At 42.9% G+C, this 16,405-nt stretch carries 14 protein-coding genes; 11 read left to right on the top strand and 3 right to left on the bottom strand.

Translation table 11 applies throughout. From position 1 onward, the window contains the following. Window positions 1–64: 64 nt before the first annotated feature. Window positions 65–2,386: an FdhF/YdeP family oxidoreductase gene (locus tag ACSSS3_RS16520; RefSeq protein WP_442847435.1), complete on the bottom strand. Its 2,322-nt coding sequence runs from the start codon at window positions 2,384–2,386 to the stop codon at window positions 65–67. A 234-nt stretch (window positions 2,387–2,620) separates the two neighbouring features. Between ACSSS3_RS16520 and ACSSS3_RS16515 the strand changes: the two genes are divergently transcribed. The 10 genes from ACSSS3_RS16515 (at window position 2,621) to ACSSS3_RS16470 (ending at window position 11,568) form a co-directional block, all read left to right on the top strand. After that, the gene (locus tag ACSSS3_RS16515) at window positions 2,621–3,796 is read left to right on the top strand and encodes a molybdopterin molybdotransferase MoeA (protein ID WP_442845551.1); all 1,176 of its coding nucleotides are present in this window, start codon (window positions 2,621–2,623) and stop codon (window positions 3,794–3,796) included. Window positions 3,797–3,799: 3 nt separating this feature from the next. Further along, entirely contained in the window at window positions 3,800–4,138 is a 339-nt protein-coding gene (locus ACSSS3_RS16510; RefSeq protein ID WP_442845550.1) for a winged helix-turn-helix domain-containing protein, read from the top strand. A 6-nt stretch (window positions 4,139–4,144) separates the two neighbouring features. Then, window positions 4,145–4,723 carry a molybdenum cofactor guanylyltransferase gene (gene mobA / locus ACSSS3_RS16505; protein ID WP_442845549.1) on the top strand — a complete coding sequence of 193 codons (579 nt, stop codon included), beginning with the start codon at window positions 4,145–4,147 and terminating at the stop codon, window positions 4,721–4,723. Between the two features lies 1 nt (window position 4,724). Beyond that, on the top strand, window positions 4,725–4,964 hold the full coding sequence (locus ACSSS3_RS16500; RefSeq protein ID WP_442845548.1) for a MoaD/ThiS family protein: 240 nt from the start codon (window positions 4,725–4,727) through the stop codon (window positions 4,962–4,964). A gap of 135 nt (window positions 4,965–5,099) precedes the next feature. Continuing rightward, window positions 5,100–6,143 carry a ThiF family adenylyltransferase gene (locus ACSSS3_RS16495; protein WP_442845547.1) on the top strand — a complete coding sequence of 348 codons (1,044 nt, stop codon included), beginning with the start codon at window positions 5,100–5,102 and terminating at the stop codon, window positions 6,141–6,143. A 347-nt stretch (window positions 6,144–6,490) separates the two neighbouring features. After that, on the top strand, window positions 6,491–6,850 hold the full coding sequence (locus ACSSS3_RS16490) for a four helix bundle protein (protein WP_442845546.1): 360 nt from the start codon (window positions 6,491–6,493) through the stop codon (window positions 6,848–6,850). Between the two features lie 56 nt (window positions 6,851–6,906). Then, a complete protein-coding gene (locus ACSSS3_RS16485) occupies window positions 6,907–7,335 on the top strand; it encodes a molybdenum cofactor biosynthesis protein MoaE (RefSeq protein ID WP_442845545.1) in 429 nt (142 codons plus the stop codon). Window positions 7,336–7,539: 204 nt separating this feature from the next. Then, window positions 7,540–8,457: a bifunctional molybdenum cofactor biosynthesis protein MoaC/MoaB gene (moaCB, locus tag ACSSS3_RS16480; RefSeq protein WP_442845544.1), complete on the top strand. Its 918-nt coding sequence runs from the start codon at window positions 7,540–7,542 to the stop codon at window positions 8,455–8,457. After that, complete coding sequence (gene moaA, locus ACSSS3_RS16475; RefSeq protein WP_228229701.1) at window positions 8,450–9,457, top strand: GTP 3',8-cyclase MoaA; 1,008 nt, start codon at window positions 8,450–8,452, stop codon at window positions 9,455–9,457. The genes moaCB and moaA overlap by 8 nt, the downstream gene beginning before the upstream one ends. Window positions 9,458–9,549: 92 nt before the next feature. Then, entirely contained in the window at window positions 9,550–11,568 is a 2,019-nt protein-coding gene (locus ACSSS3_RS16470; protein WP_442845543.1) for a tetratricopeptide repeat-containing sensor histidine kinase, read from the top strand. 165 nt (window positions 11,569–11,733) lie between these two features. Here ACSSS3_RS16470 and ACSSS3_RS16465 read toward each other — a convergent pair whose 3' ends face one another. After that, window positions 11,734–13,269 (bottom strand): glycogen synthase, encoded by a 1,536-nt coding sequence (locus ACSSS3_RS16465; RefSeq protein ID WP_442845542.1) that lies wholly within the window; start codon window positions 13,267–13,269, stop codon window positions 11,734–11,736. Window positions 13,270–13,687: 418 nt separating this feature from the next. Between ACSSS3_RS16465 and ACSSS3_RS16460 the strand changes: the two genes are divergently transcribed. Continuing rightward, on the top strand, window positions 13,688–15,553 hold the full coding sequence (locus ACSSS3_RS16460) for a mechanosensitive ion channel domain-containing protein (RefSeq protein WP_442845541.1): 1,866 nt from the start codon (window positions 13,688–13,690) through the stop codon (window positions 15,551–15,553). 1 nt (window position 15,554) lies between these two features. Here the strand turns inward: ACSSS3_RS16460 and ACSSS3_RS16455 are convergent, their stop codons facing one another. Beyond that, a complete protein-coding gene (locus ACSSS3_RS16455) occupies window positions 15,555–16,319 on the bottom strand; it encodes a YebC/PmpR family DNA-binding transcriptional regulator (protein ID WP_442845540.1) in 765 nt (254 codons plus the stop codon). Between the last annotated feature and the right edge of the window lie 86 nt (window positions 16,320–16,405).

The raw sequence follows: 16,405 nt of genomic DNA, 5'->3' as shown, positions 1-16,405 counted from the left end.
ATTGGTGATACCAATAAATACATAAAAAAACTCCGAAGCTTTAAGACTTCGGAGTTTTTTTGTTTTAGGCGGTTTCTACAATCGCATCCTGTCGTTTATGTATGCGCACCCGAACCGATTTACTAATTGGTGTTTGACTGCGTTCTGCGAAATGATTGTAAGGTACCAGCACATTGGTTTCCGGGAAATAGGCAGCTACGTTACCTCGGGGAATTTCATAAGGAATCATCAAAAACTTACGCGCAGTACGAATTTTGGCATCATACTCACTGGTAATATCTACAACGTCCAGCTTTTGCAATTGCAATTCATGCATGTCCTTTTCATTCATAAACAATACCCGGCGCTCGTTGTAAACCCCGCGATACCGGTCGTCAAGGCCGTATATCGTAGTATTAAACTGATCGTGTGAACGTATGGTCATAAGCATAAACTCATCTTCTGCTAGCTGGTGATCGGGCAATTTGTTAATCGTAATTTGTGCTTTCCCCGTGGGCAACATGCTAAAGTCCAGATTGCGCACATTATTGGGCAGGTAATAGCCGTGACCTTCAGAGCGCTTGCTGGTTTCCTCAAATCCTTTGGCGACCTTATCAATATGTTCTCTGATAATATCATAATCACGGCTCCAGGCTTTCCAGTCTACCGAATGATTTCCTCCAAAATAAGCATCTGCCATCTCTGCAATAATCTGTGGTTCGCTGCGTACCTGATCGGAAGCCGGTTTCAAAATTCCTTTAGACTGGCTTACTTTACCCATACTGTTTTCAACCGTAAAATAGCGTTTGGTACCATCTATTTCATCTTTTTCTGAACGTCCTATCGTAGGCAAAATCAAAGCCGTTTTGCCGGTAACCAGATGCGTTCGATTCAGTTTTGTGCTTATCTGAACGGTGAGTTCGCAGTTTTGTAGCGCTTCTGCCGTGTACTGCGTATCTGATGCAGCCATCAGGAAATTTCCGCCCAGACACATAAAAACCTTGGTTTTGCCATTATGCATTGCTTCCATGGCTTCGACCACATCTACCCCGCGTTTTGTGGGTGGATCAAATTGCAAATGGGTTTTTATGCGTTCATTCATCTCTTCATCCACAAAGTGCTGAATACCCACACTGCGGTCTCCCTGTACATTACTGTGGCCACGCACGGGGCAAGTCCCGGCGCCGGGTTTCCCTAAAGCCCCTTTGAGCAATAACAAATTCACAAACTCGCGAATGTTCTCCACTCCGTTTTTATGCTGCGTCAATCCCATAGCCCAGCATACGATGATACGATTCGATTTGCGCAGCATCGCCACAGCCTTATTTACGTCAGACTCCTGAACTCCTGCCCTGCGCAACAAATCGCCTTCGTCATAACGCGCCAGATCTTCCAGAAAAGCATCATAACCCGCAGTGTATTTGGCTATAAATTCGTGATCAAAAACCGAACGATCAATGGTATCAAGCGTTGCCAGTTTTTTCAGAATCAGTTTCATCAAAGGGATATCCTGATTGATGTTGACAGGCAGGTGTAAATCGGCCATTTGTACACCGCTTCCAAGGGTTCCGCTTAAATGCTGCGGATTCTTGAAATTCACCAATCCCGGCTCCTCCAGCGGATTGATACTGATGATTTTTCCGCCATTATTCTTACATTTTTCAAGTGCAGACATCATCCGGGGATGATTGGTCCCGGGGTTTTGGCCTGCGATGATGATGACTTCGGCTTCGTATAAATCTTCAAGCACTGTTGATCCTTTTCCAATTCCGAGGGTCTCGCCCAAAGCTACCCCACTCGACTCATGACACATATTGGAGCAATCGGGCATATTGTTGGTTCCCAAAGCACGGGCAAACATTCCATAGGTAAAGGCGGCTTCGTTGCTGCTTCGGCCCGAAGTATAGAAAATCGCTTCGTTAGGATTATCCATTTTATGCAGGTGCTTAGCGATTAAACCATAAGCTTCCTGCCAGGTAATGGGTTCGTAATGCAAACTGCCCGGACGTAAAACCAAAGGCTCTACCAGACGACCAAATTTATTGAGTTCATAATCAGAAAGGTGCGAAAGCTCTTCAACCGTCCATTTGGCAAACATCGTTGAACCTACGTGAGACGTGGTCGCTTCATCAGCAAGCGCTTTGGCTCCATTTTCACAGTATTCGGCTACAGGCGAGCGGTCTTCAGGATCTGGCCAGGCGCAACTGGGACAGTCAAAACCGTCTTCCTGATTCATTTTGAGCAAAGCACCCATAGAGCGCAACACGCCCATTTCCTTAAACCCGTGCTTCAGCGCTTCTTTCACGCCCAGCATCCCCGCGGCATCTGTTACCCGCGGGCCAAGCTTAATATTGGTGAATTCTTCGGCACCGGTTATAGAAACGTTTCTTTTAAAGGAATCAGACATGGTATATAAAATCTTAGGATGATTAGTATTGTGATCGTTACTGAAAATTGGCGTTATTCCATTTTCTAGCGTCAAGTTACCGAAACTTTAAGGCAGCATCTATTAATAAAAATCTAAAACTGCTATATATCTTCCATTTGGTCTAAAAAGACTAAAAAGCTGTTAATCTGCCGTCTTTAAAGCTTTCGTTTAGACTGCATTTCGTTATATTCGCTAAGACATAACGCATTTTGTATGATAGCTGTTTCTGAAGCCCAAAAACTTATTGAAGCCCATTCACTAACACTTCAGGTAATCGAAGTGAATTTAGAAGAGGCTTTTGGGCACTATTTAGCGGAAGATTTAAACGCTCCGATCTCGCTTCCCTCCTTTCGCCAATCGGCGATGGATGGCTATGCAATCATACATTCGGAAGCTAAAAATTTGAAAATAACCGGACAGGTTCAGGCGGGAGATGTAGAGGTTCCCGCGCTTAATCCCGGGGAAGCCATACGTATTTTTACAGGTGCTCCGGTCCCTGAGTTAGCAGATACCGTAATCATTCAGGAACATACGACTCGAGAAGGAGACAACCTGATTTTAAATCAAATTCCCGCAAAAAACGCAAATGTGCGGCCTGTGGGCGAACAATTGAAGGCCGGTGACCTGGCTTTAACTAAAGGACATCGTATAAACGAAGCCTCAATAGGTTTCCTTGCCGGGTTGGGATTTACCAGCATAAAGGTTTATAAAAAGCCCTGCGTTGCGCTATTGACTACCGGAAACGAACTTCAGGAACGTGGAGCTCCGCTCAAGCCCAATCATATTTATGAAAGCAACGGCATTATGCTGGAAATGGCTTTAAAGCGCATTGGCATTAGCCAAATTGAAAAAATTAAGGTTCCCGATACGCTGGAAGCCACAGTAAAAGCGGTAAAAAAAGCTTTGGAACAGGCCGATGTGCTGCTGATTTCCGGAGGAATTTCTGTGGGCGATTATGATTTTGTTCAGGAAGCGCTCAGCGAAAACGGCGTGCAGGAACATTTCTATAAAGTAAATCAAAAACCCGGAAAACCCTTGTGGTTTGGTACTCAGGCAGACCAATCGGTTTTTGGTTTGCCGGGTAATCCCGCTTCAAGTCTGACTTGTTTTTACGTCTATGTTCTGCCGCATTTGCGATTACGAATGGGAAGCAAAAAGCCCTTTCTCGAGGAACGTGAGGCGATTTTGCAACAGGATTTGCGCAATCCGCACGATAAAACACTGTTTCTCAAAGCCGGTGTTGACCAGAATCGCATTATGCCGTTTACCGGGCAGGCGAGTTCGATGCTCAATACCTATGCGGTGAGCAATGCCCTCCTGATCATAGAGCCGCATCAAACGGAAGTAAAACAAGGGGATACAGTCACCTATCTCGATTTAAATTTTTAAACCATGCAGCAGGTAAAAAGCAGAATTTGGATTGAAGAGCAAGGCGAAGTCTTTTTGGGTTTTGGCCGAATCGAACTGCTTAAAAAAGTAGATGAAACCCAATCGATAAGCGCTGCAGCCAAAGCCATGCAGATGTCTTATAAGAAGGCCTGGAAATTGATCAATGCGATGAACAGCTGTTCCGAGATCCCTTTAGTTATAACGAATACCGGCGGAAAAGATGGGGGCGGCACATTTTTGACCGAATACGGCAGGAAGATGATCATCAAATTTGAAACGCTGAATAATACCTGTGAGGCATTTTTAGACGAACAATTTAACGCCTTAAAACAAAGTCTGTAAATATTTATGAGCGCAAATTATAACATACCGGCATACATTCTTTGTGGAGGAAAAAGCTCCCGGATGAAGCGCGACAAGGCTTTAGTTTTGCTTCAGGAAGAACCATTTATCAAACACGTTGTCAATGCATTAAATAAAACAACAACTACTATCTGTTTGGTAAGCGAAAACCGGAATTTCGAGCAATTTGGCTTACCATTGGTTGCAGACATTTATAAAGATAAAGGTCCGCTGGGAGGCATTCATGCGGCATTGAACCATACACAGGAAGGACGTGTGTTGATTTTAAGTTGTGACATTCCGCTGATCAATTCACAGACCCTGACCCGGCTTGTAGACGCCGCGCTTTCAAATCCCGATGCAAACATTCATTTCGCAACAGCGAACGAAAACTGGCATCCGCTAATAGGAGTCTATTCTAAAGCACTTTTACCTGATTTAGAATTCGCCTTGCAGCAAAACCGTTTAAAACTGATTGATTTTATTAAAACTCAAACCTATAGAGAAATAGCCATTGCCGATACGCGTAGCCTGACCAATGTCAATACGCCCGAAGCTTTGGCTGAAATACAAAAGAATATTTAATATGGAAGTAACACTGAAATACTTTGGCCAGCTGGTTGACGTGATGGGCAGTCACGAGGAAATCCGCAGCATCAAAGCTCAAAACACTCAGGAATTACTGGAACACTTACAGGCGCAGTATGCCATAAGTCACATCCCCTTTCAGCTTGCGATCAATCAAAAGCTGGTGGATGCCGAAGAAAATGTGAATTTAAATGAAGGCGATGTGGTAGCCCTGCTTCCACCTTATGCCGGTGGATAAAATTTCCCGGCTCTAATGCATAGAGCCGGGAAATTTTACCCCACCCGAAATTAACAAAGTAATTTCGACCTCCCCAAAAGGGAGGTGAACTAGAGAATCACAAGACAGCGTCTTGTTATAGTAATTTAAGCACCTATGAGTCGTTATCAACGCCAAATCATTTTACCTCAAATCGGGGAAAGCGGGCAGCAAAAACTGGCTGAATCCCGCGTGCTCGTTATTGGCGCCGGGGGGTTGGGTTGTGCGCTCCTGCCCTATCTGGCCGCTTCGGGTGTGGGAACACTGGGGATTGTAGACGGCGATCGTATTGAAGAAAGCAATCTGCACCGGCAGGTTTTGTATTCCGCAAAAGATGTAGGAAGGTTTAAGGCCGAAATCGCAAAAGAACGTTTAGAAGAGCAAAATCCGGACTGTGTAATTGAAGTTACAACTGAGTTTCTAAGCGGAAAAAATGCGTTAGCGTTGTTTGCTGATTTTGATGTAATTGTAGATGCTACAGATCGTATAAGCGTGCGTTACCTGATTAACGATGCCGCGGTAGTTACACAAAAGCCCGTGGTTTACGGAAGCATTCACCGTTTTGAAGGTCAGGTTTCGGTATTTAATTATCAAAACGGACCAACCTATCGCTGTTTATTTCCACAGGCTGTTGAAGCGCCCAGTTGCGCTGAAGCCGGAGTATTGGGAACTGCTGTCGGCCTGATTGGAATGCTTCAGGCGCAGGAAGTGATGAAGATTATTTTAGGAACCGGAAGGGTGCTTTCAGGTGAATTATTGATTTACAATTGCCTGAATGCAACTCAGGAACGCTTTCAGTTTACAAAAAAAGAAACGCCGCAGATCACAGAGGCTTTTTACAAGGAAAAGCATTTAAAAGAAGAAATTCAAACCCTGAATTTTCATCCGGAACTGCTTGAAACGGGGGTTTTCATTGATGTACGACAACCCGATGAACAACCGCGATTGCAAATGCACAGGCTTATTGAAATTCCGCTAGGCGAACTCGAAACCGCACAACAGCAACTGGATCCTGATGAAACCTTTTATGTGTTTTGCCAAAGTGGAAAACGGGCGAAGCTTGCGGTGGAACAGATGAGAGATTCAGGTTTTACCGGAGTAAAGGCATTACAGGAAGGAGCGCGGGAATTGAATCAGTTGATAAGAGTTGAAAAGTTATGAATCGTGGAATCGTGGAATCGTGGAATCGTGGAATCGTGGAATCGTGGAATCGTGGAATCGTGGAATCGTGGAATCGTGGAATCGTGGAATCGTGGAATCGTGGAATCGTGGAATCGTGGAATCGTGGAATCGTGGAATCGTGGAATCGTGGAATCGTGGAATCGTGGAATCGTGGAATCGTAAGATGTTTTTTCTGAAATAGAAATCAAATTAAAAATGTTAAAACCAGAGCTTAAAAGAGCACAACTAGCTTATAATCAGCGCTAAGTATATTTGTATCCATTTTTTTTACGATTAAACGCTTCAACACATAAACCATTAAACATCAATAACTAAAACCAAAAAAAATGTACGTATTCTCCTTCGAAAAATTGACTGCCTGGCAAGAGTCTATTAAAATGATTAAAGAACTCTATAAACAAACTCAAAGTTTTCCCGCAGATGAGCGTTTCGGTTTAACGAGTCAAATGCGCAGAAGTTCAGTATCTGTGGCTTCTAATCTGGCCGAAGGGACATCGCGTCAAACTAAAAAGGATAAATCGCATTTTACAACACTATCCTATTCGTCTTTGATGGAGCTTCTTAACCAACTCATCATTGCAAAAGAATTAGAATTTATTGCAGAAAAAGAATATTTGGAATTGCGCAAAATGATCGAAAAAATAGCAAACCTTACAAATGCGCTCCGCAAATCCCAGGTAGATTAACGATTAAACGCATCAACAGTTCAACGATTAAACGATCAAACAAAAAAAGCTACAAAATGAAAAAAGTATTTATAGAAGGTCCCATCAGCAGTGCATTTATAGGAGATGCTATCGCCAAGCATCAAAGCAAAACCAGCATAGGCGCGCACAATATCTTTTTGGGTCAGGTACGGGCAGATGAAATGGAAGGCAAAGCCGTTGCTGCAATTGAGTACACCTGCTACGAAGAATTGGCTAACGAAAAATTACACGAAATACGAGAAGAAGCCTTTGAAAAATTTGATCTGATCTGTATGCACATTTACCACAGCCTGGGTACGATCAAAACCGGGGAAGTATGCTTTTTCGTTTTTGTTTCCGCGAAGCGCAGAAAAGAAGTGTATTCTGCCACAGAGTGGATTGTTAATCAGGTTAAAGACCGCACACCCATCTTCGGAAAAGAGATTTTTGAAGACCAAAGCCATCAGTGGAAAGTGAATTCTTAGTTGAGCCTCAGTTGGCAGTCTCAGTAAGCAGTTGGCGGATTACAAGTTGCAGGTGAGAAGTGAAAAGTAAAAGGTTAAAAGTCAGTTATAAGTGATTTCAAATAACTCATTAATCTATTAACGTTTAACCATTAACAGTTACAAGTAGGAAGTCTCAGTTTCCAGAGTGTCCAATAAAAATAATAATAGCAATAAAAATAAAACATGGTAGACATTACCCATAAAATAAACACCCTACGCAGCGCGACAGCTCAGGCAATTGTAAAGCTTAGCAAAGCCGAAACGGTTGAGGCGCTTCAAAAGAATACAGTACCTAAAGGGAACGTATTTGAAATGGCCAAAACCGCCGGACTTTTCGCAGTAAAAAATACCCACACCAGCATTCCCGATTGTCATCCCCTGCCCATCGAGTACACGGCTGTTGATTATAAAATCGAAGGTCTTTCGGTTTTTATTGAGATCACGGTAAAGACGGTTTATAAAACCGGGGTTGAAGTTGAGGCGATGCACGGCGCTTCGATTATTGCGCTTACGATGTACGATATGCTCAAGCCCATCGATAAGGAGATTGAAATAAGCACCGTAAAACTGCTTCATAAAAAAGGCGGAAAAAGCAGCTTTAAAGACCAAAATCCGGCCCGGTTGAGCGCACACATTATTGTGTGTTCCGATTCGATTTCTGAGGGTAAAAAAGAAGATCGTGCAGGAAAGGCCATTATTGAAAAGCTGCAACAACACGACGTGCAGATTCAGGGTTATGAGATCATCCCCGATGATCTGGAGACCATACGCAGCAAGGCTTTTGAACTTTCAGACACCGTAAACCTGCTTATTTATACCGGTGGTACGGGTTTGAGTATGCGTGACGTTACGCCCGAAGCGCTGGAGCCTATTTTAGAACGGCGTATTCCCGGTATTGAAGAAGCTATACGTAAATACGGTCAGGATCGTATGCCCTATGCGATGCTTTCGCGTAGCGTTGCCGGTACGCTGGGCAATTGCCTGGTACTTGCCCTGCCCGGTTCGACAAACGGAGCAAAAGAATCTATGGATGCGGTTTTTCCGCATTTATTACATGTTTTTAAAATATTAAGAGGTGCCCAGCACAATGCCAATGACTAAAATAACTCCCATACTAACCGACTCCCACGGCCGAACGCACAATTACCTGCGCATTTCACTCACCGAAAAGTGTAACCTGCGTTGCACCTATTGCATGCCCCACGATGGGATTGCACTAACACCGCGTGCGCATTTGATGACGGCAGACGAGATTGAAGCCATTGCAAAAATCTTTGTCGCTAACGGGGTTGACAAAATTCGGTTGACGGGCGGTGAACCTTTGGTACGCAAAGATTTCTCTGCTATTCTTGAAAGGCTGGCAAAGCTTCCGGTGAAATTATCGATAACCACAAACGCGCTCCTTACCCACCGGTTTATTGACGATTTTAAACGTTTTGGACTCAACGCGATCAACGTAAGTCTTGATAGCTTAAATCCCGAAAAGTTTAAGTTTATCACGCGCCGTGATGAGTATAAGCAGGCTTTTGACAACATCAATCAGCTTCTGGATGAAGGTTTTGATGTAAAACTGAACGCGGTGTTGATGAAAGATTTTAATGAAGATGAAATCGTGGACTTCGTAGCGCTCACCAAAGACCGAAACATCAACGTGCGCTTCATCGAGTTTATGCCTTTTGACGGAAACCTTTGGAACAAAAACAAGCTCGTGAGTCAGGCCGAAATTTTAAATCGCGTAAACGATCATTTTGGGGTCAAAGCCCTGCAACCACTTCCCAATGAGCAAAATTTTACGGCCAGAAACTTCAGGATTGAAGGCTATCGCGGAAGCTTCGGCATAATCAGTTCGGTGACCAATCCGTTTTGTGACAGCTGCAACCGCATCAGGCTCACCGCAGATGGCAAACTCAAAAACTGCCTGTTTTCTAACGAGGAAACCAATTTGCTGAAACCCTTTCGCGCAGGCGAAAACCTGGAAACACTTATCGATGCAGCCCTAAATAAAAAGAAAGCGGTACGCGCCGGAATGACCGATTTTGACCAACTTACCAATCCCGACTTGCACAACAACAACCGCAGTATGATTGCCATAGGCGGCTAAACAGGATTTTAGCTATAATAACAGGTTTATAAAGCGCCCCAAATCGTTCTCCTTATCAGGAACATGATATATTTGGTGTAAATTATAAGTTTATGGTTTTCAAAGCCTTTACGCTGTTTCTCCTCTTTTTACCTCTTGCATTTTTTGCTCAGGATTCTGGAAAAAAGGAGCGCATCGGGTTTCGTGAAAAACTCCAAACAGTTCCGCCCGGAGAACGCCTGCGCCTTTTGGATAGCCTGAGCGGTGCTTTGGACTACGATGCTTCAGCAGGATATGATTCGATTTCTGATGCGGCTTACCGGCTGGCTTTAGAATTGGATTCGGTTAACAAAGCTACAGAGCTTGCCGCAGATCGTATCTATTTCAAAAACAGTATCATTTCTCTTCCTGATCAGGGTAAAGCAATTTATCAAAATGCATTAAAGGTCTTTCCAAAAGTCACAGATAATCACGCAAAAGGGCGCTTATTGCTCAATGCAGCAGACAGTTACTACTTCCTATCTGAGACGGGAGAAGCCTTAAAACTTTATGATTCTGCGGGATATTTTGCACGGCAATTGGAGAATCAAAGGCTTAATGGTTTTGTAAACCTCTACAGGGGTCAATTATTCGAAAAGCTGGGCAACTTTAATGACGCGGTAACCAATTACCAAAAAAGCCTGGATATTTTTGAACAGGTAAAGGATACGTTCAACATTCAGGGTTCTTTAAATTCTTTGGCTGTGATTTTTGCCAAGAATGATTTCTTTGATGAAGCAAATCTTTACCGCAAGCGCTCTAAGGTTTTGGCTGAAAAAACCCAAAATTACGGAAGTCTGGTGCCGCTGTATTTCAACCAGGCTTATGACTATTCTTTGTTAAACCTTCATAAACAGCGTATTGCCAGCCTTAAAAAAGCCGCTTATTACGCCAAAAAGTCTAAATACAACGATGTTTTTGAGCCGGCTCTTCTTGCCGCATTTACTACAGCATACGCTGAAACCGATTCACTTGACCTGGCAAAAAAGTACTTTGATAAGTTAATGTCCGGCCCAGATTATTACCGGAAAGAACCCAATGAAATTGAATTTTTGTACGCAAAAATGTCCTATAATTTTGCGGTAAACAATCTTGCTGAGGCGCTGGAAGCCGGGAAGGCTTTTGAAAGTCTTGCTATAAAATCTGGTGCATTTTATGAAAATTACCGGGCAAAGAAGGCTCTATCCAAAATACTTAAAAAATTAGGCCGTACGGGGGAATCGCAGGATTACCTGCTGGAATATTACCAAATGCGGGATTCTATAAGCTCGGTCAAGAAAGTACAGAATTTCACTTACCTGCAAACACAATACGAAACCGAAAAAAAAGAACAGCAAATAGCTCTGCAACAAAAAGACATCGACTTACTAAACGCCAAAAATAAGGCGCAGAAGCAAAGGATTACCTTGGGAATACTCATAAGCGCAATACTAATCGTGGCGTTGTTTTTATGGAATTCAAGACGAAGAGCAAAACAAAAGCAGAGAACACAACAGGAGTTTTCTCATAAATTACTGGTCGCTCAGGAAGAAGAGCGCTCACGCCTCGCTCGCGAATTACACGATAGTCTAGGCCAAAAACTGGTTTTATTGAAACGCCGGCTTATAGACCAGTCTGATAATGAAGACGATGAACAACTTGCAGATGATTCGATTAAAGAACTTAGGGCAATTACCAAAAGTCTGCATCCCGCAAGCCTTGACTTAAATGGTTTTACCGCAGCAGTCAATGCCCTGATCCGGGAAACAGAAAAAAATACCAAAATACGTTTTGAAACCGACATCAATTTTGTTGACGATCTGGTAGATCGGGATCGTGCCCTTCACCTCTACCGGATGATTCAGGAATCGATTAATAATATGGTGAAGTATTCAAATACTCAGGTAGCCCAGGTTATTATAAAACGGGACGCCAAAGAAATTCAGGTATTTATTCACGATCAGGGCACCGGTTTTGATCTGAATTCAGACACATTCACGAGCGGTCTTGGGATGAAAACTTTACGCGAGCGCAGCAAACTCATTGGCTCTAAACTTTCCATTCTTTCGCAACTCGGCAAGGGTTCAACTGTTGCGATTAGTCTTCCTGTTTAAGTTGAAAATTAAATGCTTGCTATAAAACGCATTTGTTAAACAACAGATCCAAAACTTCGGGTGTATAGGTAATCCTACAAAATGACTTTGAACTGTTAGAATAATAACGGTGAACTTAAAATTTAAAAATCCCCGAAGTTTGATGCTTTGGGGATTTCAGTTTTATTAATAGGTATAAAGCTTTGCATAGTATTCATTCACCGAGTCTTCCCAGGAAAAACGGGCTGCTTTGGCTTTCTTGCGCATCTTCTTCCATGTGGTTTTATCTTCATTAAAAACGCTTAAACACCTGTCAAATGCAGTTACCATATTGTTAATCGTCTCGTTGATGCTTTCGCCCTTAAAAGCAAAACCATCTACACCGTCCTGAACGGTATCAATGAGACCACCGGTATGGTGCACCAGGCAAAGCACGCCATTGCGCATAGCCAGCATTTGGCTTATGCCACAAGGCTCAAAAAGGCTGGGCATAAAATATAAATCAGACTCCAGGTAAATGGAATCAATGATATCTTCGGACTGCCCGTTTATAAAAATAAAATTGGAATGCTGATAGCTTATTTCACGCATCAGGACCTCATATTCCGGTTCACCGGTACCTAACAAAATGAAAATGGCATTATTGGCCTTCAGCTTCTCTAAAATGGTTTTCAGGGCCAAAGGATTTCGTTTAAAGAAATAAAACTTTTGCTCGGTCATACGAGCCACGCTCGAAGCGATAAACGAAGGCGGATTATCTAACAATTCGACTACCTTTTCGCCCGTATTGGCTAAAATATCGGCCTTATATTTTTTAGACTCCTCCTGAATCCATCGGTAAATCTGCTTTAAAATGTTTGTGTACAGTTTACCTTTTTGAGCGACCCGCATATTGGCATAATTCACCCCGTTAAGAATACCGTGCAACCTGCCCTGCTGATGGGCTGCAATCAGATCATGTTCAAGTCCCTCACCGCCAATGAACTCAGGCTTATTACTGGGCTTCATAATATCCTGCATATACGACGGACTCACGGTATGCACCTGATCGCACAGTCGTATGCCCACCGCCATAAGATTGATACAATCGGGATAACGGGTATCGCTCACCTTATGATAGTCGTATGGTATTTCAGGAAAAAAAGCTTCAACCGAAGCATAATTGTCACGAAGCGGACGAATACCCTGAAGACTCAGATTGTGAATACTGTAGACAAAATGCGTTTGCCTTAAGACCTCATAGGCCGGGTTAAATGCACGATGAAAAACCAATAGTGCCGTATGCCAGTCATGTAAATGGGCGATATCTACGTGATCAAAAATATTTTGCTTTACCGCCTGAGCAACTGCTGTATTAAAAATAAAATACTTTACCGCATCTGTAAAAAAGGGCTCTTCAGGATCATCATTATAGATATGGGCAATATTCCCTTCCACAATTTGTGGATGGTGTATGACGTAGTGTGTGATCCCGTTATAGTGCGTTTTGGGTGCTACCTCATAGATCTCAGCGACAGTCTCCTGGCCCTGAATGCGTATTTTTAATTGGGTAATAAAACGACCCTTCTTATGGAGTCTGTTGTAGGCCGGTACCACCACGTGTACCTGATCGCCTGCTGCTGCTAATTGTCTGGGTACATCACGCACCACATCAGCCATTCCGCCGGCTTTGCAATTTGCCAATGCATCGTTCTCGGCCGAAACAAATAAAAAATTCTTCATAAACTAACAATTGCCCTAATTGGCTTCCGCTTTGCTTTATAGCTTCCTTAAATAGACCTCCTTTTTCTCAATTAATTACCATTTAGAAAACGGATGCAGGGTTCTGCTTTCTTTAAAAGGGCAAAAATGACAGGTCAACTTGTAAAATGGTAAACCTAATAAATATCAATAAACTAAAAGGCTAATCTTAAGCGATTAATGCGACTAATTTGAAACTATTTAACCACAAAATCATTAATTAAATGTTAATTATACATTTAATTTAAGGTACTGATACTTCAGTCGACCAATACCTTTTACTGAAAATTAAAACGATTCTTTAAATTACTACAAATTATAATACATCTGCCCTGCAAATCAGTTTCTTTTAACGAAATGCTAATACTTCATCAGATTGATCCTTGGTATCTTTCAATCTATGAAAACAAAACAGGCTGCCACCCTACTATTTTTAGTATTTATATTCCCATTTTTGTCTGCTCAGGAGTCAGACAGTACCGCCACTACGAATGGCAGATTGTTACCTTCAAGTGATGCTACGGTGCCTGAAAATGGCGATTATGGTGTAAATGCCCTGCAGGAATACAATGAAGCCTATTATGTTGTAAACCGCCTCAATGAAGCAATAGGGCTACCGCCCAATAAATTCAACTTTCAATCACCGCAGGCTACTCTTGAGCATTTTGTGGTGAGCGCCCGAAGCGGAAACTACGAAGATGCCGCTTACGCTTTAAACTTAAACCTGTTACCAGACAGCCTGACTCCGGAACAGGCCGCTACCCTTGCCGAAAAACTGTACTTTATTCTCAATCAGCGGGTGAGTATTGACTGGGGAAGCCTTTCAGACCGTCCCGACGGGCAAATTGATATCAGCACTGCAACGAATAAAGCTATTTCCGGAAAGCCCTTGCGCAGTGTCGTATTTGGGGAAATAGGTCTCGATGGCAGAGACATCGTACTGCGGCTGCAGCGGGTTAAATACAAAGAATTTGGTGCCTTCTGGCTGATATCTGCAAACACAGTCGAAAATATAGATGCGCTTTATGAGCAGTACGGTCCGCGGCAGCTCGATCGTATGATGCCCGACTGGGCCCGTATCAAATGGCTCAATATGCCCGTCTGGAAATTTGCGGGTACCTTTCTGCTTATTTTTATCTCTTATCTTATTGGGAAATTCAGCCTTTTTATTTTGCGGCGTTTGTTTCGGAAATCAAAACAAATCTGGGTAAAAACCATCGCAAAAAAACTGGCGACTCCTGCCGCCTGGGCCATTGGGGTACTCTTCTTCTACATCACGCTTAACAAACTCATATCCTTTGGCGGCTCATTTGCCAGCACTTTATACGCCATTTTGCTTATAGCCGTTATTGGCACCATTACCTGGTTTATAATGCGTTTTATTGACTCGTTTATGGTCTATGTCGCAGAAACCAAAATTGGGGATGCTGATCCTGAAGAAAACAGCGAGGCGCGTATGATGATGACCTACATATCGGTGGCGCGTCGCGTAATCACGTTTATTGTAATTATCGTGGGGATTGCAGTCATTCTCTCCCAGTTTAGAAGCCTCGAAAAACTGGGCATTTCCCTGATTGCTTCCGCCGGACTTGCTACCGTTATTTTAGGGGTGGCTGCCCAAAGCACCCTGGGTAATATTATCGCGGGAATTCAAATCGCCATCACCCGCCCCGCCCGCATTGGGGACACTGTGATCATCAATGACGACTGGGGTTATGTAGAAGATATTCGGTTTACCTATATGGTGGTGCGTACCTGGGATCAAAGAAGACTCATTGTTCCGCTGAAGCACATCATTTCCAACACCTTTGAAAACTGGTCGATGACCAGCGCACATCAAATACGACCTATTATTCTGCACGCCGACTATGAGATTGATGTTTCTAAAATACGGACGAAATTTGAGGAGATTTTAAAAGACAATGAAAACTGGGATGAGGAATACCCTCCAAAAGTACAGGTGGTTGAAACCACCGAAACCGGCATCAAAATCAGAGCCCTGTGCAGTGCCAAAGACGCTTCAACGACCTGGGATTTACATTGTGAGCTTCGCGAGGAACTGGTGCGTTTTATTTGTGAGCTTGAGAATGGAAAACACCTTTCAAAAACCCGGCTTCAGTTTGAAAATGAGCCCGAAGTAGAAAATTCAGAGAAGACCAAGAAGAAGAAAAAATCAAAGGCTAAAAAGAAATCGAAAACGAAAAAGACCAAACAAAATCCGGAGACTAGGGAAGCTGATCAAAAAGAAGAAAAATCTAAAGACTAACTTATTCTTCCTCGTCTAAAGCGAGTTCCAGTTCTTCGGTAAATTCTAAGGTGTGAAAGACGTTTTGAACGTCATCATCATCTTCAAATTTTTCGATCAAATTGAGGATTTGGCGGGATTCTTTTAGCGGAAGCTCAATGGTATTCAGCGGAATGCGCTGCAATTCGGCATTTTTGGTTTCAATATTCAATGCTTCCAGATGTTGCGCCATTTTTCCGAAATCGGTAAACTCGGTATAAATCACAAAAACATCCTCGTGATTTTCGAAAGATTCGGCACCACCTTCTATAAGTTCAAGCTGCAACAGCTCAAAATCCCGCTCTATTTCGGTTTTATCTAACGTAAAAACCCCTTTTCGGTCAAAAAGAAACTCCAGCGAACCATTAGTACCCAGGCTTCCGCCATTTTTACTAAAAATAGAACGCACCGAAGAAATTGTGCGGTTGGCATTGTCAGTGGTACATTCTATAAAAAAAGCGATTCCATTTGGACCATAGCCTTCAAAAGTCATTTGCTCATAACTATCTGCATCTGCCCCACTCGCCTTTTTAATCGCACGTTCGATGGTGTCTTTAGGCATATTAACCCCTTTGGCGTTCTGAATCGCATTGCGCAATGCCGGATTCGAATCAGGATCGCCATTTTGGTTGTTTTCTTTAATAGCGACTGTAATCTCTTTTATTGCGCGGGTAAACTGTTTTGCGCGCTTCTTATCCTGTGCGCCTTTGCGGTGTTTGATATTTGCCCATTTACTGTGACCAGCCATATAAATTCAATTTGATTTCATCTTAATATAAAATTTTGGAGCTTTTTTGCCAGTACTTTAACCCTTTTTTAAAATTTAAGACGAAA

Origin of the sequence: Leeuwenhoekiella sp. H156 (genome assembly GCF_052218455.1) — a bacterium.
Lineage (GTDB): Bacteria > Bacteroidota > Bacteroidia > Flavobacteriales > Flavobacteriaceae > Leeuwenhoekiella > Leeuwenhoekiella parthenopeia.
This window is presented reverse-complemented; position numbering and strand designations above follow the sequence as displayed.